Annotated in this window: 21 protein-coding genes; 10 read left to right on the forward strand and 11 right to left on the reverse strand. The window is 30.6% G+C overall.

Annotated elements, in window-relative coordinates; all coding sequences use genetic code 11:
• Nucleotides 1-8: 8 nt before the first annotated feature.
• The 8 genes from GGR97_RS02935 to GGR97_RS02970 all read right to left on the reverse strand — a co-directional run bounded on the left by GGR97_RS02935 (nucleotide 9) and on the right by GGR97_RS02970 (nucleotide 10,016).
• Nucleotides 9-3,566 (reverse strand): SusC/RagA family TonB-linked outer membrane protein, encoded by a 3,558-nt coding sequence (locus GGR97_RS02935; RefSeq protein WP_167896930.1) that lies wholly within the window; start codon nucleotides 3,564-3,566, stop codon nucleotides 9-11.
• 110 nt (nucleotides 3,567-3,676) lie between these two features.
• Nucleotides 3,677-4,831: a FecR family protein gene (locus GGR97_RS02940; RefSeq protein WP_167896931.1), complete on the reverse strand. Its 1,155-nt coding sequence runs from the start codon at nucleotides 4,829-4,831 to the stop codon at nucleotides 3,677-3,679.
• A 213-nt stretch (nucleotides 4,832-5,044) separates the two neighbouring features.
• Nucleotides 5,045-5,647, reverse strand: coding sequence for a hypothetical protein (locus tag GGR97_RS02945; RefSeq protein WP_167896932.1), 603 nt, complete (start codon nucleotides 5,645-5,647; stop codon nucleotides 5,045-5,047).
• A 6-nt stretch (nucleotides 5,648-5,653) separates the two neighbouring features.
• Nucleotides 5,654-7,426: an arginine--tRNA ligase gene (argS, locus tag GGR97_RS02950; RefSeq protein WP_167896933.1), complete on the reverse strand. Its 1,773-nt coding sequence runs from the start codon at nucleotides 7,424-7,426 to the stop codon at nucleotides 5,654-5,656.
• A gap of 106 nt (nucleotides 7,427-7,532) precedes the next feature.
• A complete protein-coding gene (locus tag GGR97_RS02955) occupies nucleotides 7,533-8,384 on the reverse strand; it encodes a hypothetical protein (RefSeq protein ID WP_167896934.1) in 852 nt (283 codons plus the stop codon).
• Between the two features lie 253 nt (nucleotides 8,385-8,637).
• On the reverse strand, nucleotides 8,638-8,847 hold the full coding sequence (locus tag GGR97_RS02960; protein ID WP_167896935.1) for a hypothetical protein: 210 nt from the start codon (nucleotides 8,845-8,847) through the stop codon (nucleotides 8,638-8,640).
• 47 nt (nucleotides 8,848-8,894) lie between these two features.
• Nucleotides 8,895-9,479, reverse strand: coding sequence for a porin family protein (locus GGR97_RS02965; protein WP_167896936.1), 585 nt, complete (start codon nucleotides 9,477-9,479; stop codon nucleotides 8,895-8,897).
• A gap of 36 nt (nucleotides 9,480-9,515) precedes the next feature.
• On the reverse strand, nucleotides 9,516-10,016 hold the full coding sequence (locus GGR97_RS02970; RefSeq protein WP_209272310.1) for a hypothetical protein: 501 nt from the start codon (nucleotides 10,014-10,016) through the stop codon (nucleotides 9,516-9,518).
• A gap of 168 nt (nucleotides 10,017-10,184) precedes the next feature.
• Here GGR97_RS02970 and GGR97_RS02975 point away from each other — a divergent pair, with 168 nt between their 5' ends.
• From GGR97_RS02975 to GGR97_RS03015, 9 genes are all read left to right on the forward strand, one after another.
• The gene (locus tag GGR97_RS02975) at nucleotides 10,185-11,384 is read left to right on the forward strand and encodes a PAS domain-containing sensor histidine kinase (protein ID WP_167896937.1); all 1,200 of its coding nucleotides are present in this window, start codon (nucleotides 10,185-10,187) and stop codon (nucleotides 11,382-11,384) included.
• Between the two features lie 9 nt (nucleotides 11,385-11,393).
• Entirely contained in the window at nucleotides 11,394-12,437 is a 1,044-nt protein-coding gene (locus GGR97_RS02980) for a response regulator (RefSeq protein ID WP_167896938.1), read from the forward strand.
• 170 nt (nucleotides 12,438-12,607) lie between these two features.
• Complete coding sequence (locus tag GGR97_RS02985) at nucleotides 12,608-13,318, forward strand: hypothetical protein (protein WP_167896939.1); 711 nt, start codon at nucleotides 12,608-12,610, stop codon at nucleotides 13,316-13,318.
• A gap of 10 nt (nucleotides 13,319-13,328) precedes the next feature.
• A complete protein-coding gene (locus GGR97_RS02990) occupies nucleotides 13,329-14,219 on the forward strand; it encodes a mechanosensitive ion channel family protein (protein ID WP_167896940.1) in 891 nt (296 codons plus the stop codon).
• A gap of 11 nt (nucleotides 14,220-14,230) precedes the next feature.
• On the forward strand, nucleotides 14,231-14,482 hold the full coding sequence (locus GGR97_RS02995) for a YtxH domain-containing protein (protein ID WP_167896941.1): 252 nt from the start codon (nucleotides 14,231-14,233) through the stop codon (nucleotides 14,480-14,482).
• A 21-nt stretch (nucleotides 14,483-14,503) separates the two neighbouring features.
• A complete protein-coding gene (locus GGR97_RS03000) occupies nucleotides 14,504-14,815 on the forward strand; it encodes a hypothetical protein (protein WP_167896942.1) in 312 nt (103 codons plus the stop codon).
• A gap of 13 nt (nucleotides 14,816-14,828) precedes the next feature.
• Entirely contained in the window at nucleotides 14,829-15,098 is a 270-nt protein-coding gene (locus GGR97_RS03005) for a hypothetical protein (RefSeq protein WP_167896943.1), read from the forward strand.
• Complete coding sequence (locus tag GGR97_RS03010; protein WP_167896944.1) at nucleotides 15,098-16,132, forward strand: AI-2E family transporter; 1,035 nt, start codon at nucleotides 15,098-15,100, stop codon at nucleotides 16,130-16,132. Before GGR97_RS03005 ends, GGR97_RS03010 begins: the two co-directional genes overlap by 1 nt.
• An 11-nt stretch (nucleotides 16,133-16,143) precedes the next feature.
• The gene (locus GGR97_RS03015; protein WP_209272311.1) at nucleotides 16,144-16,842 is read left to right on the forward strand and encodes a hypothetical protein; all 699 of its coding nucleotides are present in this window, start codon (nucleotides 16,144-16,146) and stop codon (nucleotides 16,840-16,842) included.
• A gap of 11 nt (nucleotides 16,843-16,853) precedes the next feature.
• Here GGR97_RS03015 and GGR97_RS03020 read toward each other — a convergent pair whose 3' ends face one another.
• The 3 genes from GGR97_RS03020 to GGR97_RS03030 all read right to left on the reverse strand — a co-directional run bounded on the left by GGR97_RS03020 (nucleotide 16,854) and on the right by GGR97_RS03030 (nucleotide 21,945).
• On the reverse strand, nucleotides 16,854-17,993 hold the full coding sequence (locus GGR97_RS03020; RefSeq protein WP_167896945.1) for a leucine-rich repeat domain-containing protein: 1,140 nt from the start codon (nucleotides 17,991-17,993) through the stop codon (nucleotides 16,854-16,856).
• 87 nt (nucleotides 17,994-18,080) lie between these two features.
• A complete protein-coding gene (locus GGR97_RS03025; protein ID WP_167896946.1) occupies nucleotides 18,081-20,573 on the reverse strand; it encodes a leucine-rich repeat protein in 2,493 nt (830 codons plus the stop codon).
• 295 nt (nucleotides 20,574-20,868) lie between these two features.
• A complete protein-coding gene (locus GGR97_RS03030) occupies nucleotides 20,869-21,945 on the reverse strand; it encodes a helix-turn-helix domain-containing protein (protein ID WP_167896947.1) in 1,077 nt (358 codons plus the stop codon).
• Nucleotides 21,946-22,505: 560 nt separating this feature from the next.
• On the opposite strand from GGR97_RS03030, the gene GGR97_RS03035 reads away from it, so the two are divergent.
• Nucleotides 22,506-24,125, forward strand: coding sequence for a T9SS type A sorting domain-containing protein (locus GGR97_RS03035; RefSeq protein ID WP_167896948.1), 1,620 nt, complete (start codon nucleotides 22,506-22,508; stop codon nucleotides 24,123-24,125).
• The last annotated feature ends 71 nt before the right edge of the window (nucleotides 24,126-24,196 follow it).

A 24,196-nucleotide genomic window follows, 5' to 3' on the forward strand; every position in this document is an offset into this window, starting at 1 on the left:
TTTTTTATTTAAAAAGTAACATTAAGTCTGAATCCCATTGGTAATGTCCAAGGAGCAAGATTCCATTTTTCGAAACCTTGATTACCACCATCGTAAGCCAATTCAGGATCTATTCCAATTCCTGCCTTTGTCCATAACATGATGTTTTTAGCGTATACAGAGAAAGATATATTTTGAGCTGAGATATATTCGGTAATATTTCTCGGGAATTTATAAGTAAGAGTAATGTCTCTCATTTTTACAAAAGAAGCATCATACATAAAAGCATATCCGGTTCTCCAAAAACTCCCACTAGATTCTACCACTCTGTATGCATCAAAGAATTTAGTACCAGCACCTCCAAAGTTTTCGGTATATGTACCATCTCCGTTGTCTATAACTCCAGGAAAAAAGGCACCATTGTAATTTCCGTTGTACTCAAAACCACCTAGTTCTTGATTTCTACCCCCAACCCATACATCGTTATCTCTATAAGCAGGGTTTGATTTAATGGCTTCGGCAAGTGCTTCTCTATCACCATTATAAGAATTAGCGTTTAATACACCAGAAAATGTACTAGAACTGATTCCATTTTTCCAATTTTCTATTTTTCCAGATCTAGCCATTCTTTTCATAGATTCAGAAAAGAAATTACCTCCTTGTCTCCAGTCAAAACTAGCAGAGATTGTGAAATTTTTATAACTAACAGAGGTGTTAAGTCCCATAGCAAAATCGTTATTAAAGTTTCCTACTTTAATTTGATTTTCTTTGCTTCTATCTACCTCCCATCTACCGTTAGCATCTAAAATATTCCAACCTTTGTATTCTCCTTCTTCTACTTTTTTAATGTAAGGAGAGTACAGATCTCCAATAGTACCACCTACTCTTGTAAATGCACCCATATCCGTACCTCCTCCAAAAGAAACTCTATCAATACCATCTACCAATTCTACCAGTTTACTTTGTTGTTTGGTAAAGTTAAGATTCATGTTCCATTCAAAATCTTTGAATTTTACAGGAATTACATTCATTCCTAATTCTATACCATAATTTTCGACATTACCTGCATTAATTGTAGTACTTGTATAACCTGTAAGAGGAGATACAGATACATTTAAAATTTGGTTTTTGTTTTGAGTTTTGTAGTAAGTAGCATCAAAGCCTAAACGACCGTGAAAAAGTTTTACGTCTGTACCAATTTCATAAGAAGTAGCAATTTCAGGTTTTAGGTTTGTATTAGGCATACTACTAGGTAATGAATAAGTAAAATCATCTCCCCAATAACCTTGAGATAGGGTAGGGCTAATCATGTAAGGAGAAGTGTCTTTACCTACTTGTGCCCAACTAGATCTTAATTTAAAAAGAGATACCCAATTTGGCATGTTTACAAATTCTGAAACTAATACACTAGTAGAAACAGAAGGGTAAAAATAAGAACGGTTTTCTTTAGGCAGAGTACTAGACCAATCGTTACGAGCAGTAATATCTACAAAAGCATAGTCTTTAAAACTAAGAGATACCATACCATATACACTGTAAATCGCTTTTTTATAGCTAGCACTAGCATAGTTTAAACCACCTCTAGATACGTTTGACAATGTATACAAACCAGGAAGCACCAAATTGTCTCCGCCACTGTTTATAGAGTAACCGTTTTGATGCATAATGTTGGCACCTACAGAAGGAGCTATGTTAAAATCTCCAACATCTTTTTTGTATGAAAAAAGGGCATCAATATTAGATTCTCTAGAAATAGTATTACTAACATTATAAGAACCAAAAGGTTTGCTACTTCCAAATCCATCGTAAGACCAAGGTTTTATAATTTCTGTTTTGTTTGTTGTGCTACTATGAGAAACTCTAGCCATTGCATTAAAATCAGGAGTAATTTCCCAGTCTAATTTTACGTTTCCAAAACCTCTGGTTTTATCAAAAGTGTTTTTTCTTTCGTTAGCAGAAAACCAAGGATTGTTGTATCCTTCTGTAATTTTATTTTGTTGCGAGTTTTTAACGGTCCAGTAATCTCCATTTAAATCGTTAATATTAATGTGAGGAGCAATGTTGTAAATGTCAAAATACTGATCGTTATTACCAATAGACTTTACAGGAAAGTTGTTTGATTTTGGATTTGATAAATTGATGTTAGTAGACACTTTAACTTTGTCTGTTATATGATAACTAGTGGCAAGGTTAACCCCTATTTTGTTTAGTTCTGTACCTGGGGAAAAACCCTCTCCTTTTAAATGAGAAAGAGATAGACGAATTTCTCCTTTTTCAGAAGCACCAGAAACACTAACATCATTAATAGTGGTTATTCCTGTTTTAAAATAATCTTCTAAGCTATTGTCATAAAATTCTAAAGGAGTTTCTTGCCCATTGCTATTCCATTGCACAGCAGGAGTTCCTTCTTCGGCTCCATACCAATGTTGCCAAGTAGCTTCGTCAAATTGTCCTTTTTGTCCATTTGTAAATCTATTTTGCAAGTCAATATATTTGTAAGGAGTGTTAAAAGTTGTGGTGGTGTTAAAAGAAACTCCAATTCCTTTTTTAACGTGTTTTCCAGATTTTGTAGTAACAAGAATAACCCCGTTACCAGCTCTAGAACCATATAATGCTGCTGCACTAGCTCCTTTTAATACAGATATGTTTTCAATATCCATAGCGCTAATATCTCCCAAAACATTAGTGTCTCCAATTGGAGAACCATCAATAACTACTAAAGGTTGATCGTTTCCAGTTAAAGAAGTTTTTCCTCTAATGTATACATATGTTTCGCTATTTAAATCGTTTCCTCCTCTACGGATGTCTAAACCAGAAATTTTAGCAGACATACCTCCCAATACGTTTTCTTGAGGAACAAGGTTTAATTTTTCTGTATTTAATTCACCTACCGAATATCCTAGAGCCTTTTTTTCTCTCTTCATACCCAAAGCAGTAATTACTACTTCGTTCATGTTTTCTACAGAGCGTTCTAAAATAATATCTAAATCTGTTTGGTTGTTAATTGTTATTTCTTGAGGAAGCATTCCAACATAAGAAATCACCAAAATAGTTTGTTTGTTAGGCACGGTAATTTTAAAAATACCATCAAAATTAGTAAGCACTCCTTTGTTTGTTCCTTTTATTAACACATTTGCTCCAGGTAATAACATTCCCTGAGAATCTTGCACCACTCCAGTAATTTCTATGGCTTGTTGTTGTACCGTTTTGGAGTTAAGCGGTTTTATAGGAGCTGTTTTAAGAACAATGTGGGTGTCAACAATTTCGTAAATTTTGTTTGTGTTTTTAAACAATTGATTTAGTACGGTTTCTACTTTTTCATTGATTACGTTGATGCTAACAATTTTATCTATATCTACATCTTTGGTGTTGTATAGAAATTGGTATTCTGTTTTAGATTCTATTTCATCTAAAACTTTTTCAATAGTTACCTTATTTAAATTTAAGGTGATTTTAATGTTTTGATTGATGTTGTTAGCGTGTAGTGTAAATAGGCTAACAACTAAAAAAAAGGTGGTTAATTTAATTTTTAAATTAAATTTTAGAGCGCACAAAGCCATACTCTTGATTTGTGTGAAAATTTTCATATTTTTGATTGAGATTTTTAGTGGTAATTTTTATATCACTTTCCTTAATGGGAGATGTTAGCGCATCTCCCGTTTTTTTTTGTTCTATTATGTCATGTTATTTTTTGTTTTTAGTGGATAATAATTTGATTTTTGTTTGTAGTATATTCAAAGTTGTAACTTTTTTGAAAGGTGTTTAATACCTTGTAGATATCTTCTTTTTTACTGTTAAAAGCAGCATTAAAGTATTCATGATTTAGTTGTTTGTTGTGGTTGATTATTTGAATATTGTAGCTGCGTTCTAATCTTTTTATAATATTTTTAAAAGGGATGTTTCTAAATATAAGTTGTCCTGTTCTCCAACCCGTATAAATTCTAGTATCTACTTTTTCTTTAGAAATAGAACCTTCTTTTTCGTTGTAAAGACCTTTAAAACCTGGTGTTAGTAGAGTAGCAGTGGTACTGTTGTAATAGTTATTGTTATATAGTCCCACCAGTCCTTCTACCAATACTGTTGCTATATTAGGCTCCTCAGGATATGCCGATACATTAAATTGAGTTCCTAAAACACGGACTTTTAAATCATTTGCTTTTACAATAAAAGGCCTTAGAGAATCTTTTGCTACCTTAAAAAAAGCTTCTCCTTGTATACTAACTTCTCTTTTTTGATTAGAGGCAAACTGGGTAGGATATTCTATGGTTGTACCAGCGTTAATTGTAATAGTAGTTCCGTCAGATAAGACTAATTCAAACTGTTTACCGTAAGGCACACTTAGTTGATTATAGACTGGAGTTTTAGAAGTAGACTTTGTATGGTAAACAATTCTGTTTTCTTCTTGAATTCCTATTTTGTTTCCGTGGATATCTACTATTTCTTTTGAGCTTTTTTCGTTGATGATTTCAACTTGTCCATTTGCTAATTGCAGTGTAATTTGATTTGAACTTGCACTAAACGTGTCTTTTACAATGTTTCTGTTGTAAAGAAAATAACTAGAACCTACAAAAAGAATTAATATAGCTGCGTATTTTAAAGAGAGGTAAACAATTGACCTTTGTTTATTGTTTTTTGCTTTTTGAATTCTAGCTAGTTCTTTAGCTTTAAAATTTTTAGGAGTGGTTTTAGTAAGTAAAGTATTTGTAAGGTAATAGACCTTTAGGTAGTCGTTAAAAAGTTCTTTATTATGGTTGTCTATTTTTATCCAACGTTCTAACAAAGCCAATTCTTGTTTAGTAGCATTGCCTGTTAGGTAGTGTAGAATACTGTTTTCTATTTCAGATGGAATCATACTTTTTCTTTTATATACCTAAGACATTGCTAAAATGCAATACCCTAGAAATACAGTGTTATGAGTATGTTATTACAATGTTTACGAATTAATTTGTAAACATATTGCTTCTGATTTATAGTGTTTTATTGTAGTTTTTGTTTGTAATAAAAATTTAAATTTTTATTACAAAATATAGATGAAGGGAAAAAATAGAAGAAAAAGAGTCCTTGTTTATTTACTAAAAACAGGATCTTTTATCTGTAGCTTGTTGGTTAATACATAAATTAAAGTGTTTACACACATATGAAAAATTACCAAACAGATAAGTGCGTATAAAGGAACCCCTAAAAACTGATAAGGCCAAGAGTAGGTCCAAACACCTAAATTAATAGTGATGATTTCTCCAAAAGCAGGAAAAATTAAAGCCAATAAAAAAGTAATTAAAGCTTTGGTTTGTAGTGATGGCTTGTTTAACTGGCTAAACAATTCTTTTTCTAGCTTGTATACATAACTAAAAGCTAGCATCCATGCAAAAGGTAGCCACAAAGGCATTTGCGTAGAAACATTGTGATATTCCCAGTATCCATTGTAAATACCCCAAGATTCTGCAGCGATCCCTAAAACTCCGGTTAAAATCATTCCTATAGGAACCATCCAGAATTTCTGTTTGTTTTTAAATCCTAAGCTATACATAGAATGTATTACCTTTAAAACTAGAATAATGGCTACAATTCCATCGTATTTGTGTAATAAACCTATAAACACTCCAGCAATGCAAATTTTTAAAGTTGCTTTGAGGAGTGATATAGTTATGTTCTTTTGAGGAATTGTCATTCAGAATTACATTCTTTCAGGAACATCAATTCCTAATAAGTTAAAGGCCGATTTTATTGTATCTCCTACCTTAGCAGATAATTGAGTTCTAAATATTTTTACAGCTTCATCTTCGCAACCTAAAATGTAAGAGCTTTGGTAAAATGAGTTGTATTCCTTTACCAAATCATAGGTGTAGTTAGCAATTAAAGCTGGGCTGTGATTGTTAGCTGCTTGTTGAACTGTTTCTACATATTGTTGTAGTGTTTTAATAACGGCTAATTCTTTGTCAGAAATTTCTACGTTTTGTTTGGCTGTGTAGTCAAAATCTGCTTTTCTAAGAATAGACTGAATACGTGCGTAGGTGTACTGAATAAAAGGTCCTGTGTTTCCGTTAAAATCTATAGATTCTTTAGGGTCAAACAAAATACGCTTTTTAGGATCTACTTTTAAAATGTAGTATTTTAAAGCTCCCATTCCTATGGTTTTGTACAATTCCTCTTTTTTCTCATCAGAATAACCTTCTAGTTTTCCTAATTCTTGAGAAATTTCACGAGCAGTATTCACCATTTCTTCCATTAAATCATCGGCATCTACTACAGTTCCTTCTCTAGATTTCATTTTACCTGTAGGTAAATCTACCATTCCATAAGAAAGATGATACATGTTTTCTGCCCAAGAAAATCCTAATTTTTTTAAGATTAAGAACAATACTTTAAAGTGATAATCTTGTTCATTACCTACTGTATAAGTTAATGCGTTGATGTCAAATTCTTGAAAACGCTGAATAGCAGTTCCTAAATCTTGTGTAATGTAAACCGAAGTTCCATCTCCACGTAACACTAGTTTTTCGTCTAAACCTTCATCTGTTAAATCTATCCAAACAGAACCGTCTTCTTTTTTGTAGAAAACTCCTTTGTCTAAACCATCTTGCACACAATCTTTACCTAAAAGATAGGTTTCACTTTCGTAATAATTTTTATCAAAAGTAACTCCTAAATTTTTGTAAGAAACTGCAAAACCATCATATACCCATTGGTTCATGGTTTTCCAAAGGTCTACCACTTCTTTATCTCCAGCTTCCCATTTCAATAGCATCTGTTGTGCTTCTACCAAAATAGGAGCTTGTTTTTTAGCTTCTTCTTCGGTTTTTCCTTCAGCCATTAAAGCGCTGATTTCTTCTTTATAAGCTTTGTCAAAAGCAACATAGTAGTTACCTACTAATTTGTCACCTTTTAAACCTGTGTTTTCTGGAGTTTCTCCATTCCCAAATTTTTGCCATGCCAACATACTTTTACAAATATGAATACCACGGTCGTTTATAATTTGAGTTTTGTATACTTTTTTACCACTTGCTGCAATAATTTCTGCTACAGAAAAACCTAACAAGTTGTTACGTACATGCCCTAAATGCAAAGGTTTGTTGGTGTTAGGAGAAGAATATTCTACCATAACTGCTTTGTCTGATGGAGCAGGAGTAAGAGTTCCATAGTTTTCGGTTTTATAAATAGTGTAAAAACTATCTAAGAAAAAACTAGGATTGATAGAAACATTTAAGAATCCTTTGACCACATTAAAATCGGTTACCAAATCAACATTAGTCTTTAGGTATTCTCCTATTTGAGTTCCAATTTGAACCGGATTTCCTTTTACAAATCTTAAAAAAGCAAAAACCACAATGGTAATATCTCCATCAAACTCTTTGCGGGTTGCTTGGAATTCTACTGTTGGAATTTCGGTTTTAAAAATTTCTACAAATGCTTTTTTAACAGCTATTTCTAAATGGTTTTGGATACTCATTTTTGTTTATTTCTATTGAACTGCGAAAGTACGGAAATAATTAATTTTGGACTACTTGTTAAATTTAAAATTATTGATGGTTTGTTTGGATCCTAAAATGGAACGTTTAATCACACTCAAACTTAGATGTTTCAAGGTATTTTAAATTTTCATCAGTAAATTGGTCGCCAGAACTACTATTTGTATCGGGTAAGTTTTCACGAGATGTAATAGTTTCTGTAGTGTATTTTGTATAATTATTTTCAGATTCTGAAATTCCTCTTACATTAATAAAAGGTAAGTTTTTTAAGGGATTTTTATAAGTGTCGTAATTTTTAAATTTTTGAATCTTATGAATTTTAGTTGTAGGGTTTTCTTCTGTATCTATTACAGATTGAATTGTTTCAATTTCAACCAAATTATGATTTTGGTATTTATATTCAGTTTCTGTTTTAGATATAAAGTAACTGCTGTTTTTAGTAGGAGTATAGTTAATTTTTACTGTCTTAATACGGTTTAGATCATCATAAGTAATATTCTCTGTGCTAGAAAGTTTTTTATCCAATCCATAGTAATGGTAAATTTTATTAGGTTTATTACTAGAGTTTAAATATTCATAAGAATAATAGTGAGTGTTTTTTGAATATAATTTGTCAATTCTACCTTGATGATCGTAACTCAAACTATCAGTTGAGTCGTAGTCTAGAATTGTAACTCCATAATTTGTAGTTAGTGTATAGTTAACTCTTTTTTCTAGCTGATTGTGTTTGTTATAAAAATAATGACTTTTATATACAATTGTATCTTGTTTAGTGTTTGCAGGAGTAAGACCTAGAGAAGTTGTTGGTTTTATAGAAACAGATCCGTTTACAAAAACTCCATCACTAAAAATTAATCTACATCCTCCATTTTGATTGAAGTCATCGTTTTTAGAACAGCTAAATAGAACTAAAGCTATAATTGTAATATAAATTTTCATTTTCACATTATTTTTACTTCTTAGAGTAGCTTTTTTTTAATAGATAATTCTTGAAGTCAATTTTTACATAAATCTACGTAGATAAATGTAAGATTTTATATAAAACCTAAATTTTATTGATAAATGACAGTATTGTTTATCGATAAAATAAACACATTCTCTATACAGTTTTTGTGTCTCAAAACTAAAAAATAAATAAACAAAAAAAGAGCTATCAAATTAATGATAGCTCCATATGTGGACAAAGCTGGGGTTACTTTGCATCTGTAGCATCGTCTACTTCATCCTTCACTTCTTCATATCCTTCTTTAATGTGATCTCCAGCTTCGTTAGCTCCGTCTTTAATTCCGTCTCCAACTTCTTCAAATCCATCTTCTACTTTTTCTTTTGGCGATTTTTTACAGCTTACTGTTAAGGCAACTACTGCTAATACTATGGTACTTATTGTAAATAACTTTTTCATTTTGATTTATTTTTATGGTTACTATTCTTTTTTAATGTGTGTTTATTTTAAAAGTCGAATCCTAAAGATACTTGTAAGACTCTATTTTTTTGATTTTCTTCATCATACACTTTGTTCAGTCCAAAGTAATATCTAACTCCTAGGTTTAAACCAGAATCTGTTTTAAAACCTGTACCTACGTTGGCTCCATAATCAAAATCGTTGGGAGTTACTTCGTTAGTTGTGTCAAAAACATCAAAGTTGGCATCTAATTCTTCGGTGTGGTTTACAGATACTCCAAACTGGGGTCCAGCTTCCACGTAAAAATTGTCTGTTAAGTATCCTTTAAACAAAATTGGCAGATTTATATAATCTAATTTTTGAGTAAAGGTTCCGCTATCGTTGTTAATCTCGTATCCTTGCTGAGAGTACAATAGCTCCGTTTGTATGGCAAAATGTTGATGTAAAAAGACCTCGTTGTAAAATCCTACATGAAAACCATGCCTTTGATCTACACTGTTGTCTCCATTAATTTGTGCACTTGCTAAATTGTATCCCCCTTTAATACCCACACTAGATTTTTTATACAAGCTTTCTTGTCCTAACATTAGTGTAGTAGTAAGTAGAGATAGTATTAAAATTGACTTTTTCATTTCTATTCAGTTTTGGGTTTATAAATAAGGTTTTTTCTAAAATTGGTATCTTAATCCTAAGGCAGCATCTAAGTCTAATCCGTCAGAATAGTTGTTGTTAAAACTTACCTCTGGTCTTAAGTCTAATGATATTAACAATGGAATTTTAAAGTTGTATTCAATACCAATATCACCACTTGCTACTACAAAAACCTCATCATCGTTGTTGCTATTGTTATTGTCAAAAAATCCAATACCCCCACCGGCACCTACATACCAATTAAATCTGTTTTCTATAGGATATACCCATTGGTGTAAAGCAGATACTTTCATGGCATCAAAATTATTAGTGTCTCTCCATCCTAAATCCAATTCTAAACGTGTAGCGTTTCCTAATGCTCTTTGATAAGAAATTTCTGAACCAAATCCGTCATTATCACCAGCTCTAATACCAATGGCATTGTTGGCTATAATTTGTGCGTTTGCGCTAAAAACTCCTAATCCTAATACACATACAAGTGTTAAGAATTGTTTTTTGTTGGGGATTAATTTTTTCATGATATTTTGTTTTTACGTTTGTATACTGCAAAGTTAGAGCAGAAGTGTCTTGTTTAAATTGATGAAGGTTGATGTCTAAATTGATCTTCATCAATTTTAATTTTTTAGTAGATAAACCTTAGTGTTTATTAGCTATATTTGGATAAACAAGATTAATAAACCTATTATATGAGTGAGAATCATATTTACAGTGAAAAGTTTACCTCTATACTAAACAACCTTTTTCATGGGGTTATATTAATGACTCAAGAAGGAGAGGTGCTAGAGTTTAATAAAGCCAGTTTAAATCTTTTGCAAAAAGAGCCTAAGGAACTAGAAGGAGTTTTGTTAAGTGATTTACTTCCTAAAAACAATAAAGATGATTTTGAAATATATTTTAAGAACTGCTTAAATCAGCAAACAAAAAACTACGGAAAATTTGAGATGGTCTTTTTTTTAGAAGACAATCAGCTAGTAACTTTAGAAATAGATTGCAATCAGAATTTTATATCTGATGAAGACAACAGTGTGTATACTATATGTCTTATAAATGATGTAACCAAACGTAAAAAACTAGAAAAAGAATTAGAACATCAGAAAAAAACCAAAGAGGTTATTTTAGAAAAACTAGAGCGTGAACAAGAATTAAACGATATGAAATCTAGATTTATATCTATAGCTTCTCACGAATTTAGAACTCCTTTGGCGGGAATTTTATCGTCTGTAGATTTAGTAGAACGCTATTTAAAAACAGATGAAAAATTATGGAGTCAGTTTATTCATCAAACAAAAGTAGAGTCACATGTTTCTAAAATTAAGACTTCTATAAAAACATTAACCTCTACTTTAAATCAGTTTTTATCACTTGGACAATTAGAAGAAGGAAAAATTGAATATCACGAAGAGCGTTTTAATTTAAAAAAGACGTTGTTAAAGTTTAAAGAAGAATTTAGTTCTTTAAAAAAAGAAAATCAAACCATTCATTTTGCATTTAAATCGGAAGAAGAAGAGGCTTATTTAGATAAAAATATTTTAAGACATATTATTACCAACCTACTTTCCAATGCTGTAAAATATACCCCACCTGGGAAAAATATATACATTATTGCTTTTTTAGATGATGAAAATATTCACATATCTGTAAGAGATGAGGGAATGGGAATTCCAGATGAAGATCAAGACAACCTTTTTAGACGTTTTTTTAGAGCCAAAAACGTAACCAATTTACAAGGAACAGGTTTAGGCCTAAATATTGTTAAGAAATATGTGTTGTTAATGAACGGGACTATAGATTTTGAAAGTAAAGAAAATGTAGGTACTGTATTTAAAATTTTATTTCCTAGAAAGAAAAATAATCAAGAGCGTAGAGATATTAAAAATTTGGTATAAAATAAGGTTATGAAAAAAATACTATTGATAGAGGATGATTTAATTATGAGAGAAAATATCTCAGAATTAATAGAATTGACAGGTTATGAGGTTGAGGTTGCAGAAAATGGAATGGTAGGAGTAGAAAAAACAAAAACGTTTGCTCCAGACCTTATTATTTGTGATGTAATGATGCCGGAATTGGATGGTTACGGAGTTTTATACATTTTAAGTCAGAACCCAGAAACAGCTACCATTCCTTTTATTTTTTTAACGGCAAAATCTGAAAAAGAAGATTTGCGTAAAGGAATGAACTTAGGGGCAGATGATTATTTGTTTAAACCTTTTGAAAGTACCGAATTAATTACTGCTATAGAAAGTCGTTTAAAAAAGAACGATTTATTAAAAAAGCAATACAGTGCAGGTAGCGATGGAGTTCACGAATTTTTAGAAGAAGCTAAAAAAGTAGTTTCTTTAAAAGATGTAAAAGAAAAATCGTACGTGTTTAGTTTTTCACCTAAAGAATATATTTATAAAGAAGGAGAACATGTGCACTTTGTTTATTATATAGAAAAAGGGAGCGTAAAAACCTACCGATATAGTGATGATGGTAAAGAATACATTACCTCTGTATATAACGAAGGTCAGTTTTTTGGTTTTCAACCCATTTTTGAAGAAAGAACCTACGATGAAATTGCAGAATCTTTAGAAGCTACAGAGTTGACTAAAATTTCTAAGGAAGATTTTTTAACACTGGTGTACGAAAACAGAGAAGTGGCTCAACAATTTATGAAAATGATTTCTGAAACCTTAAGCTCTAAAGAACAAGACCTAATGTTAATGGCTTATAGTTCTGTTAGAAAAAGAGTTTCTAAAAAATTACAAGAGTTGTTGGCAGAAGAAGATGAAATTACTTTGTTAAGAACCGACTTAGCCAAATTAACCGGAACAACTAAAGAAAGTTTAACAAGAACGTTAACCGAATTTAAAAATAGTAAGATTATTAAAACCGAAGGAAAAAAGATTATTCTAATAGATAGAAAAAAACTTCAGAAAATGGATTTAATATGGTAGCTTAAATAGCTTATTATAAACAACAAAGCCCGCTAATTAGCGGGCTTTGTTGTTTTGTGTATTTTTAAAAGTTGATTAAAATCAACTAGCCTAATCAATGCCAATCAATAGAATAAAGGTAATATGTGTCGAGATTTGTAATAACAAAATTAAAGATACTATTAAAGGCAATGATTAAATTTAAAACGCACTTATCTAAAGAAGACTTTAAAGCTTTGGCTAACACCACAGACTTTAATTGTGTTTCTATTTACTGTCCTATTCATACAGGGGTAAACGTTTCAAAAAATAATTTAAATCTTTTAATTACTAGGGTAGAGCAAAAATTAATAGCAAAGGGAATAAATCATTCCGAAGCTCAGAATGTAATAGGAAGATTAGAACAAATATTAAATGATGATTGTTTGTGGGATTTTGATGAATTTGAGAATCCTAAAACCTTAATTATTTTTTCTAATGACAATAATTTAGAAATCTTTTTAATTCAAACAGGTTTAGATGCTTGTGTGCACATTACTTCTAATTATTATTTGTTACCGCTTTTTAACAAAGCAACCAACGCTCAGTTAATAGAAGATTCTCTTAAGATTAAACAAGTTGTTTTTGATGAGGATTTAACGACCAATAGGTTAGAGCAAATTATTCCTTTGGCTTTTGAAAGTAAAATTTCAAGATTGTATGTTTCTTCTAAAAATGGAGTGTACGGAGTGTACGATACAGTAAACAAAACCACTATGATTGATAGTGAAAAAAACAATCAGAATATGTCTTTAATCAATTTAGCGGCCATTATTACTTATGTGTACGGAGGTCAGGTCTTTTTAGTAGATCCAATGCATATGCCTACCAAAGGAACCACTATACAAGCAATATTAAAATAAAATAATCAACATGGAATATTTTAACATTAACAAATCGTACGAAATAGTCAAAGAAAAATTAATTGGCTGGGCAGAAGCACTTATAGCAATGTTACCCAATATTGTACTGTGTATAGTACTTGTGATAGGATTTTATTTTCTATCTAGATTGGTTAGGATGTTGGCAGAAAAAGGAACTAAAAAGTTTACCAACAATCAAGCATTAACCAAGCTGTTGGGAACCATCTCTTTTTTAATTGTAATGTCTTTAGGTTTTTTTGTAGCCCTTAGTGTGTTAAAATTAGACAAAGCTGTAACCTCTTTATTAGCAGGTGCTGGGGTAATTGGTTTGGCATTAAGTTTTGCCTTTCAAGATTCTGCAACCAATTTTATATCGGGAGTTTTTATGGCGGTTAGAAAACCTTTTAGAATAGGTGATGTTATAGAAACAGCTGATGAAATGGGAGTAGTACAACATATTAATTTAAGAAACATTGTTATGCATTCCTTTAATGGTCAGGAAGTAATTATTCCTAATAAAGATGTGTTTCAAAACAAAATTAGAAACTATACATCTTTACCTAAAAGAAGGGTAGAAATTAATTGTGGTGTAGGCTATGGTTCGGACCTAGAGTTTGTAAAAAAAATAGGAGAAGAAGCCATTAGCACACTAAGCTTTGTAAGTAAGTCTAAAGAGGTAAACGTATTTTTTAATGAATACGGAGGAAGTTCTATCAACTTTACGTTGTATTTCTGGATAGATGCTAACGATCAGCCAGGATTTTTAAAAGCTAGAAACGATGCAATTATTGCTTTAAAACAAGCTTTTGATAAAAACGATATTGGAATTCCATTCCCAATTAGAACTTTGGATTTTGATGCCCAAAAAATAAAAGAAATAATCACAAATATTAATCAATAAAAATTAAAAACATGAACACAACAGGAAAAGTAGTATTATCATTATTTGCTGGAGCCGTAGTAGGTGCAGCCGCAGGAGTTTTATTTGCTCCCAAAAAAGGAGAAGAAACTAGAGAAGATATTAAAAATAAAATTTTAGAGCTTAAAGGCGAAGTAATGGATTTAATAGAAAAAGGAGAAGATATTGCTTCTGAAAAAATTAAAGAAATTAAAGCCAAAATTACAAGCTTAGAAAAAGATTTAAAAAAGGCAATGCCTTGTTAAACCACTAAAAAAAATACAACTATGAAAGATGATTTAATAAAATACCTAGAGTTACAAAAAAAGTTATACCATTTTGAAGCTATTGAAAAAATAGGAGAAATAAGAGCTAAAATATTATTTAGAATTTTTGCAACCCTTTTTCTTTTTACATTCTTAATGTTTATGGGTATAGGTACGTCGTTGTACTTAAATCATCTTTTTAATAGTATTTATTTAGGTTTTACCATTGTTTCTTCTTTGTTTTTGATCATTTTAATTTTGGCCTATACGTTTAAAACAGCTATTAAAAACTGGATGTTTAAAAACTATATCAACAATCATGTTCCATCTTAAAAACCAAAATAGTATGAAGAATTCAAACTTTTACCTACACAAGCAGTTACTCTTAAGAGAGATTGAACTGCAAGAAAAAATAGTAGCTCATCATTTACAAAAACCTTTTAACATAGCAGAAGTTGTTTTGTCCGAAGGAGTTTTAAATAGACTAGGTTTTACCAAACCTTTTGTAGCTATACTTAGTCAAAAATTTAATCAGTTACACAGTTCCTTACACAAACTAAAAAGTTTTGCATCCATTTTTAAAGAAGTCCAAAAAATAATTCAAAAAATAAGGTAATGAAAATCTTAAAACTTACATATCTGCAATACGTTACTTATTCGTTACTAGCTATTACCTTATTAGTATTTGCAGTTGTAAAGTGTAAGTTTATTTTAGCCCCGCTGTCTATAGCTATTTTAATTAGCTTGGCCTTATGCTCTGTATTAACCAGAGTTAAAAGAGTTGTAAAATCTAACTTTGCTGCGGTTACTATTGTTACAGGAGTGCTTTTTACACTTGTTTATCTTATTATTTATTTAATTACTTCTCAGGTATCAGATTTTTATAATAGCTATCCAGATATAGGCGATAAAATTGTATTGCTAATTTCTAAATTAGAAAAATTCTTAGAAAAAGTACTAGGAGTAGGAAATATAGATTTTATAGAAGCAACGGAAGATCATAAAGAACAACTAATCTCTTCAGCTTCGTCTCTAGTAGCATCGGTTTTTGGAAATTTAGGAACCTTAATTGCTTATGTAACCTTTATTCCTCTGTATATTTTTTTAATCTTACTGTATAAAGATACCATTAAAGATTCTGTAAGAGGTTTTTTAAAACCTATGCAAATAAAACCAAAACCTTTGTTTAAAGAAACCACCATTTTAATTCAGAACTATTTAAAAGGTTTGTTTTTAGTAATGCTTATTTTGGGAGTAGCCAATTCGGTAGGGTTATTTTTTATTAAAGTGCCATATGCTATTGCGTTAGGATTCTTAGTTGCTTTTTTAACCATTATTCCCTACATAGGAATTACCATTGGAGCTGTTTTAGTAATGTTTGTTTCTTTCGTTATCAATCAATCGGTTCCACAATTAATATCCATATCCATTTTATTTGGAGTTATTCAGTTTGTAGAAGGAAATTTTATCACTCCAAAGATTATAGGGAATAAAATAAATTTAAATCCTTTGTTAGCTATTATTGTATTGATTATTGGAGAACGATTATGGGGAATTACAGGAATGATTGTGGTGTTGCCTATTGCCGCTATTATATCTATTGCAGTTAAAAACCTTAAAAAAGAAACCTTTTTACAACCCAAAGAGTAAGTTTTACGTATATGAGAATAGCAATGCATTACAAAAGAGCCTTACTAGCAATGGTATTAATGCTAATTGTTTTTACGGTTTGTTTGCTAACAACTACTGCATATAGTCAAAACGAAAAGGAAAATAAAATGAATGTACAATTTATCAATATCACAGAAGATCATGTTAAGAATAGCTTTTTAGAAGTTTATAAAAAGTACGATGATTTACATGCTTACAAAATAACGGTCATTCAGAAAAGAATAGGAGCTACCACCATGAAAGCACAACCTATTATTACTTTTAAGAATTTATGTAAAGGAACAAAAGAATACAGAATTGTAATAGGAGAATTTTTAAAGGATACAGATATTAAGTTAAGTGAGGTGCCTAAAGATGTATTAAAAGGATGGTTTGCACATGAATTGGGACATGTAGTAGATTATGAGCAACATTCTAATTTTGGAATGCTTTGGTATGGTTTACGATATGTAACAAGTGGTTCTTTTAAAAAGAAAGTAGAGCATAAGGCAGATTATATAGCCTTAAAAAAGGGGTTTAAAAACTCCCTGCTTAAAACCAAACGTTATATTCTTTTAAGTGATGTGTTTTCTAGCAAATACTTAATCAACATGAATAAATATTACTTGCCTTTAGATTCTGTTAAAAATTATTTGGATGAAAAAGTGGAGAAAGATGATGAAGCCCTGTCTAAAATGTATCATGATTAAATTTATAGCTATTAACTAGCTATAATAGATCCAAAAGTATTCCATACATCAGAAGTTTTATAAACCTCTAAACTATGTTCTGGAACCTCTAATACACATGATGCGGTATTTGTTTCTCCGCAAAACACATTTGTGGGTAGTGTTAATGGAGTTTTAATATGGCAAATTATGGTTTTTAGTTTTGGACACTGAGCAAAAGAAAAATCTTCTATATGTGTAATAGAACTAGGAATTGTAAAAAAGATTAAATCTTCGCATCTATAAAATAAAGCATATTTAATGGTTGTTATTGCTTTTGGAAATCTAAAATAGGTTAACCCAGAACCTGCAAAAGCAGACTCTCCAATAGCGGTAACAGAATTAGGAATAGATATATAAGTTAAACTACTACAGTCTTCAAAAGCAGATTCTCCAATAGTGGTAACAGAACTAGGAATAATTACAGAAGCTAGGTTAGAACAACTATCAAAAACGGAACTTACAAGAGTTGTAATATTACTACCAATAAGAATAGATGTTAATTTTTCGTTGTAAGAAAATGCTCTGTCACTAATTTCTGTAACCCTATAACTTACATTATTGTAAGCCACGGTTGCCGGAATAGTAACTGTTCCAGAATAACCATTTGTTATGTTTAAAATAACCTTTACTGTTGTTTCTGATGTTATTTCATAAGTAATACCTGCTACAGTAAAAGGAAATGTATCGGTTATAGAACTAAAAGTTTTCCATATATGTGCAGTTTTATAAGCAGCTAAATTTGCTGTAGGTACAATTAATTTACAGTTTTCTGTAGCATAACCAAAAACAGTTTTATTAATAGCTAGTGGTGTTGTAGTGTTAGAAACTACCTGAACCAAACTATAATTGTTGGCAAAAGCTTTTTCTTCTATAGCACATACAGAATTAGGAATGGTCACACTATTTAAATTGTAATTATTTGCAAAAGCAAAAGCTCCAATTTTATTGACAATATAGTTGGTTCCTTTATAGGTTACTGTTGATGGGATTGCTATTGCACCAGCGTAAGCCCCTTTTTTATTTGCAATTACTTTTACAGCAGATGATGAGGTTTTTTGATAAGTGATACCTTCAATATAAAAAGAGTTAGATTTTACATGTCTCTTGGAAGATGCTGTGTTTATATTCATAAAAATGAATTTCAAGAATGAATTTTTAATCATAGTTTCTCTTTTTTTAGCGTTATTTATATGTAAAACCTTTTGAATGAATGGTGATTACTTTTTTATAATTTTCTTAGTAATTATTCCTTTGTTAGATGTAAGTTTAACCCAATACATTCCTATTGGTAAATTACTCGTATTGATACTATTCTCTGAACAAGTCTTGGTTTTTTGAAACAATACTTGCCCGTTGGCATTAAAGATTTCTACAGTAGCTTCATTAGAGTCGTTAAAGTCTATAAATAAATTGTCTTGTATAAAATCTGGATAGACAGACATGTTGTTTTTAGTTACAAATTTGGGTGTATAAACTTGTGTACTAGGTGCTATGTGACTAAAATTTTTCCATACATCAGCTTTTTTATATTTATCTAAGCTCTCAGCAGGTACTTTTAAGGCACAAGAATCTGTATTTGTCCCAGAGAACACGTTAGAATTAAGGGGTAAAGGCACTTCAACATCACAAAATAGAGTTGTTAACTTTGGACACCAACCAAAAGAATACTCTTTTATTGCAGTAATATTACTAGGAATAGTAACCCTGCATAATTTCTCACAACTAATAAATAAATAAGTTTCAATTGTAGTAACAGCACTAGGGAATGTAAAACTTGTTAAACCAGAAGCACTAAAAGCCGATTTACCAATGGTAGTAACCGAATTAGACATGGTTATAAATGACAAGTTTTTACAGTTATAAAATGTAAATGCTTTAATACTTGTAATATTGTCACCAAGACTAATTGCTGTAATATTTTTATTGTTTTTAAAAGCAGTTTCACTAATTTCTGTAACACTATAAATTGTATTGTTATATGTAACGGTTTCAGGAATAGTTATAGAACCTTTATAGTAATTTTCTGTGTTTTTAATAACCTGTACAGTTGTAGCAGAGGTTGGTTCATAAGCTATGTTTGCTATAGTAAAAGGAAATAAATCAGTTATTGTGTTAAAGTTTTTCCAAATGCTTACTGTATTATATAAAGCTAAACTTGTACTAGGAACCACTAATTTGCAAGATGATAAAATAGTACCATTAAAAATAGAAGTATCAAGAACCAAGGGTGTTTTGATGTTACAAATAAGTTGAGATAAATTACTGTTGTTAGAAAAAGCATGTTCTTCAATAAAAGTAATAGACTCTGGAATTGTAATTTTTTCCAAACCATTGTTATTGGCAAAAGCAGAGGTTCCTATTACGGTAACACTATATGTTATGTTATTATAAATAACTGTTTTAGGAATGCTAACAAAACCCACATAATTATTAGTTAGGTTTTTAACCACTTTTACAGCTGTATCAGAAATAGGTTCATAAGTTATACCTGCTACTGTAAACGGTAAAACATTGGTTACAATACCAAATTTGTTCCAAACTTTTGCTGTTTTATAGTGGTTTAAACTTGTTTTAGGTACTTTTAAAGCACAAGAGTTAGTATCTGTTCCAGAAAACACATTGGTATCTAGAACTAATGGAGATTTAATATTACAAATTACTGAGGTTAAATTTGGGCACCATGCTAAAGAATAATCTTTTATAGTAGTAATAGTGCTTGGTATGGTTACAGTGGCTAATTTTTCACATGTATTTAGCAAAGCAATATTGATGGTAGTCATAGAACTAGGAAATCTAAAACTAGTTAATCCAGATTTGCTAAAAGCATAATCACCAATAGAGGTTACAGAATTAGGTATTATTATAGATGATAAATTTGTGCAATTTTCAAATGCAGAGTTTCCTATGGAAATTATAGATTTTGGTAATGTTACTGTGGTTAAGCTAGTACAGTTTTGAAAAGCATAATCACCAATGGTTGTTACAGAATTAGCTATGCTTACTGATGTTAAACTTTTGTTTTCACTAAAAGTAAATGCTTCAATAGCAGTAATGTTACTGCCAATATAAATTGCTGTTATCTCTTTATTACGTAGAAAGGCTGTTGCACTAACTTCGGTAACATTATAGTTTGTGTTGTTGTAATGTACAGTTGCTGGAATTGTTATAGATCCAGTATAATTACTTTGTAAATTTTTAATAACCTTTACTGTTGTTTCTGATGTTTTTTCATAGCTAATACCCGCTACTGTAAACGGTAGAACATTCGTAATGTATTGAAAACTATTCCAAATATCAGCAGTTTTATAAACAGATAAACTTGCTGTAGGCACTATTAATTTGCAGTTTTTTGAAATGTTCTCAAAAACAGTTTTTGTAATAAGTAATGGTGTTGTACTATTACAAATAACCTCAACTAAATTAAAGTTATTAGCAAATGCATTTTCTTCTATAGACGTTATGGTGCTTGGAATGGTAATGCTGTTAAGATCGTAGTTATTTGCAAAAGCAGAGACTCCAATTTTGGTAACAATATAATCAATGCCTTTATATGTAACAGTTGTAGGAATTATTACAGCACCAGTATAGAATCTGTTTTTGTTTGGAATTATTTTTACGGTTGATGCTGAAGTTACTAAATATGTAATTCCATCACTATTAAAAATTGTAAGATGTACATAGGTTACGGAAGAAGTTGTAGCTGTATTCATAAAATAATTTGTCTATTTAAAAAGTTGTTTTATAAATAGTCTAATTAGATAAGTTACATTGAGTTTATTATTTTGTCTTTTAGGGGAAGAATAAATGATTCTTTTTTATTTTCAGAATCAATTATATAAAGACTAGAATGTTTAATGTATGTTAACTCAACTACTTATCTATAACCATTTGTTCTTAACAAATTTATTATACAGAAAAGTATTTGAGTAGCCTGTTAAGACAAATCAATAGCCCAATCGGGTATTTTTTAGTTTTTCTTTTGGAGTAAAAACTAGAAGTATTCAGTTAATCTATAGAGCTGTTAACACGTATTTCAGACGGAAGTTTTCCGTGTTTGTTTTTAAAAGCAATACTAAATTTACTTTGGCTTTCGTAACCTACTTCTTGAGCTATGTATTTAATTTGTAAATCAGTATTAAGTATTAATTGCATGGCCAATTCCATTTTTTTTTGGATATGGTATTGCAATATAGAAGTTCCGTAAACGGATTTAAAATCGGTTTTTAATTTAGAAGGTGATAAGTTTAATTTTTTGGCAATGGTTTCTATACCTACAAAAGGAGCGCTTAAGTTGGTTGAAATGATACGCTCACATTCAGAAATTTTCTTATAATCTGCTTTTCCTTTTTCTTGATAATTTTCTTTTCGTACATCTCTAAAAACATTTTTTAAAAATGAAGAAATCAAACTAAAAGCCTGGGATTTTAAAAGTGTTTCGTTAAAAACATCTTCATTAAAAGTTTTAACGGTGTGCAAAATTTCGTAAGATAATCCTTCTGCATTAGGAACAATATCTTGATAAGAAATAAAACCTTTATTAGAATCTAGAAATTTTTTAAAAGGAATACTATCATCTAACTTATCTAAAGGCACGTTTTTTTTAATCCACTCTGGGCTTATGTAGTAAATAAAAAATTTAGATTTAGTTCCTTTGTAAAAACAAGCACCTACATCTGTACCAGGTTTTTTAAACCCCCAAAATTTATTTTGAAAAGGTGCTTTATCTATAAATGTGTTCTGTAGTTTTACTTCACTTTCAAAAAGAGTAAAAGTAATTGTGTAATGATTACTAGGTATATTTTTATCGTAAACAGATTTTATAACCGTGTTATGCTTAAATTTTACATTGGTAATTGTTAGCCATAAACCTTCTTCAATCTTTCTATAAAAAAACTCTCCTTTTGTAAATGGGTTGTTTCTAAAAACAGCTTGATCCTTTTTTATATGTCTACTTCCCGGAGTATTTATGGTACTCTCTATCATAAGTTCGGGGGTATTTGCTAAAAAAGGAAACTCAAAAAAACCACCTTGGTAAAGTTTAAGGTTAGGCTTAATAAGTTGAAACCATTTGGCTAAGTTCATTCTTGTTGATTAGTTACTAATACTATTTATTATAAAGTAAACCTCTAAAGGAGGATTGAAGATTATAAATCTGAAGTTATAAAAATACTAAAATTAATCACAAACCTAACAAAAGATACGCTTGTGATTAAACAGCTGTTAATTAACATATCACCTAAGAATACGCATGTTTATTTTATGTTTTTTGGGCAATCAAAGGCTGTTCACAATCATTTTAGTCAAAAAATATCAATTTGTTTTAGAATTAATTTAAAAACACATTTGGTAACAAGTATTACATATGGTTAAAATGCAAAAATCCTTTTTTAAGTTGATTGGTATTGAGTAGATAGTTATTGTTCTGTATTTTTATAAGACTAACTTTTGTTAAGTAGACAAGGTAGGTTTTTAGGGATTATAGCCTTTAGTATAGTTTTAGACTAGTAGTTAAATAATTGTATTACTACTACATATCGTTTGTTAAACATATATGGTATTGATTAGGTTGTAACATAATAATTTAAGTAGCTTTTAGTTGCAATTTTGAGAGGTAACTTAATACTAATCAAAAACAATTTTAAATGAAAAATTTTACGTTTAAGGCAAACAACGTTCTGTTGTTGCTAATTTTATTTTGTTCGTTTGTAGTAAATGCTCAAAATGCCCCTACATTTAATAATGACCCTAAGCCAGTTGGTAAAGCTTGGCAAAAGGTAGAAAACATGTCCGATGAATTTAACAATGGAACTGTGTTTGATACGAACAAATGGCATAAAAACCCAACAGGTAATGGATGGTCTTGGATAGGAAGAGAACCAGGATTGTTTGAAGAAGATGCTGTTGTTGTGTCTGGAGGAAATTTAAGATGTACCGTTCTTAAGTACAATACTCCTAAAGTAGTAAATGGGAAAACATGGTTGTATCGTGGAGGTATTATCCGTTCTTTAAATTCTGCAGGAGCAGGGCATTATTTTGAAGCCAAAATGAAAGCCAACGCTACAGAAATGTCATCAACATTTTGGTTAAAGCCTAGAATAACTTGTGGTAAAAACTTAGAATTAGATATACAAGAATGTATTGGACAAACAGGGCCTTTAACTCAGTCTTATGCTCAAGGTTGGGATAGTATTATGCATAGTAATATGTTTAATTTTAAAACAGATTGTGGGCCTGATGAAACAGTGCAGATACAAGGATCTGTAATTACGGCAGAAAAAAACCACAGCCGTTATTTTATTTATGGATGTTATGTAGAATCTCCAACCAAAGTACATTTTTACTTAGATGGGGTATATCAATATTCTATTACACCACCAAGACCTTATGATTTAGATATGTTTATTACCATGGCTATGGAAACGTACGATTGGAATCCTGTGCCAGCAGGAGGAGGTAAAGTAGCAAGTGGTACTTGGGCAGAAAGAACTACACAATATGATTGGGTACGTACTTGGAAATTGGTAGATGCTCCTAGCACAACATTTCACATTCAGAACAGAGGATCAGGAAAAATTATTAGACCACAAACAGATGTAGCTAATGGAATTGTTGCACAAGCTCCTACAAGTTGGACTGGAAATTGGACTCAATGGGAAGCTATTGATGTAGATGGAACTTACTTTCATTTAAAAAATAAACAAACAGGAAAATTTTTAAGACCTGCTACTACAGATTTAAATGCAAGTGTTATTCAATCTACCACAGGAATAAATGCACAATGGCAAACACAGTGGAAAAAAGTAACAGCTTCTGATGGTTATTTTTATTTACAAAATAGATGGACGGCTAGATATATTAGACCTATAGGAGACGATGATTTAGATGCAAGCACAGGAAATGATTTTGGACTGCAACAAGTTGAGACTAGTTTAACTTGGCACTACACTCAATGGAGGTTTGTTAATGTAGGTTCTAGTTTAGCTCAGGCTGTATCAACGGATTTAAAAACATTAGATCCATCAATTAATTTTGATGTGTTACAAAGTCCTTTACAGGCCGGATATTTACATTTAGAGGTACCGGCATCAGAAAATGGAGCAACATTAGTTACATTGTATACATCTCAAGGAAATGCTGTTTTTACAGAGGAAACTAATAAAACATCAACGGTAATTAATACAAGTACCTTTGCTAAGGGAATTTATTTAGTTGAAATAATTGCTAATGGAGATAGAAAGGTGAAAAAAGTAATTGTAGAGTAAATTTACAAACATAGAAAAAGAGCAAAGTTGTAGTTGTACAGCTTTGCTCTTTTTTATTTTAGAGGGTGTTG

The organism is Wenyingzhuangia aestuarii (assembly GCF_011927765.1).
GTDB classification, from domain to species: Bacteria; Bacteroidota; Bacteroidia; order Flavobacteriales; family Flavobacteriaceae; genus Wenyingzhuangia; species Wenyingzhuangia aestuarii.

Coding starts and splice junctions, on each gene's coding strand:
- GGR97_RS03030 (WP_167896947.1), bottom strand. CDS start 21,945: ATGAACTTAGCCAAATGGTTTCAACTTATTAAGCCTAACCTTAAACTT.
- GGR97_RS03020 (WP_167896945.1), bottom strand. CDS start 17,993: ATGAATATAAACACAGCATCTTCCAAGAGACATGTAAAATCTAACTCT.
- GGR97_RS03025 (WP_167896946.1), bottom strand. CDS start 20,573: ATGAATACAGCTACAACTTCTTCCGTAACCTATGTACATCTTACAATT.
- GGR97_RS02980 (WP_167896938.1), top strand. CDS start 11,394: ATGAAAAAAATACTATTGATAGAGGATGATTTAATTATGAGAGAAAAT.
- GGR97_RS02935 (WP_167896930.1), bottom strand. CDS start 3,566: ATGAAAATTTTCACACAAATCAAGAGTATGGCTTTGTGCGCTCTAAAA.
- GGR97_RS03035 (WP_167896948.1), top strand. CDS start 22,506: ATGAAAAATTTTACGTTTAAGGCAAACAACGTTCTGTTGTTGCTAATT.
- GGR97_RS02960 (WP_167896935.1), bottom strand. CDS start 8,847: ATGAAAAAGTTATTTACAATAAGTACCATAGTATTAGCAGTAGTTGCC.
- GGR97_RS02955 (WP_167896934.1), bottom strand. CDS start 8,384: ATGAAAATTTATATTACAATTATAGCTTTAGTTCTATTTAGCTGTTCT.
- GGR97_RS02990 (WP_167896940.1), top strand. CDS start 13,329: ATGGAATATTTTAACATTAACAAATCGTACGAAATAGTCAAAGAAAAA.
- GGR97_RS02985 (WP_167896939.1), top strand. CDS start 12,608: ATGATTAAATTTAAAACGCACTTATCTAAAGAAGACTTTAAAGCTTTG.
- GGR97_RS03005 (WP_167896943.1), top strand. CDS start 14,829: ATGAAGAATTCAAACTTTTACCTACACAAGCAGTTACTCTTAAGAGAG.
- GGR97_RS02995 (WP_167896941.1), top strand. CDS start 14,231: ATGAACACAACAGGAAAAGTAGTATTATCATTATTTGCTGGAGCCGTA.
- GGR97_RS03015 (WP_209272311.1), top strand. CDS start 16,144: ATGAGAATAGCAATGCATTACAAAAGAGCCTTACTAGCAATGGTATTA.
- GGR97_RS02940 (WP_167896931.1), bottom strand. CDS start 4,831: ATGATTCCATCTGAAATAGAAAACAGTATTCTACACTACCTAACAGGC.
- GGR97_RS02970 (WP_209272310.1), bottom strand. CDS start 10,016: ATGAAAAAATTAATCCCCAACAAAAAACAATTCTTAACACTTGTATGT.
- GGR97_RS03000 (WP_167896942.1), top strand. CDS start 14,504: ATGAAAGATGATTTAATAAAATACCTAGAGTTACAAAAAAAGTTATAC.
- argS (WP_167896933.1), bottom strand. CDS start 7,426: ATGAGTATCCAAAACCATTTAGAAATAGCTGTTAAAAAAGCATTTGTA.
- GGR97_RS03010 (WP_167896944.1), top strand. CDS start 15,098: ATGAAAATCTTAAAACTTACATATCTGCAATACGTTACTTATTCGTTA.
- GGR97_RS02945 (WP_167896932.1), bottom strand. CDS start 5,647: ATGACAATTCCTCAAAAGAACATAACTATATCACTCCTCAAAGCAACT.
- GGR97_RS02965 (WP_167896936.1), bottom strand. CDS start 9,479: ATGAAAAAGTCAATTTTAATACTATCTCTACTTACTACTACACTAATG.
- GGR97_RS02975 (WP_167896937.1), top strand. CDS start 10,185: ATGAGTGAGAATCATATTTACAGTGAAAAGTTTACCTCTATACTAAAC.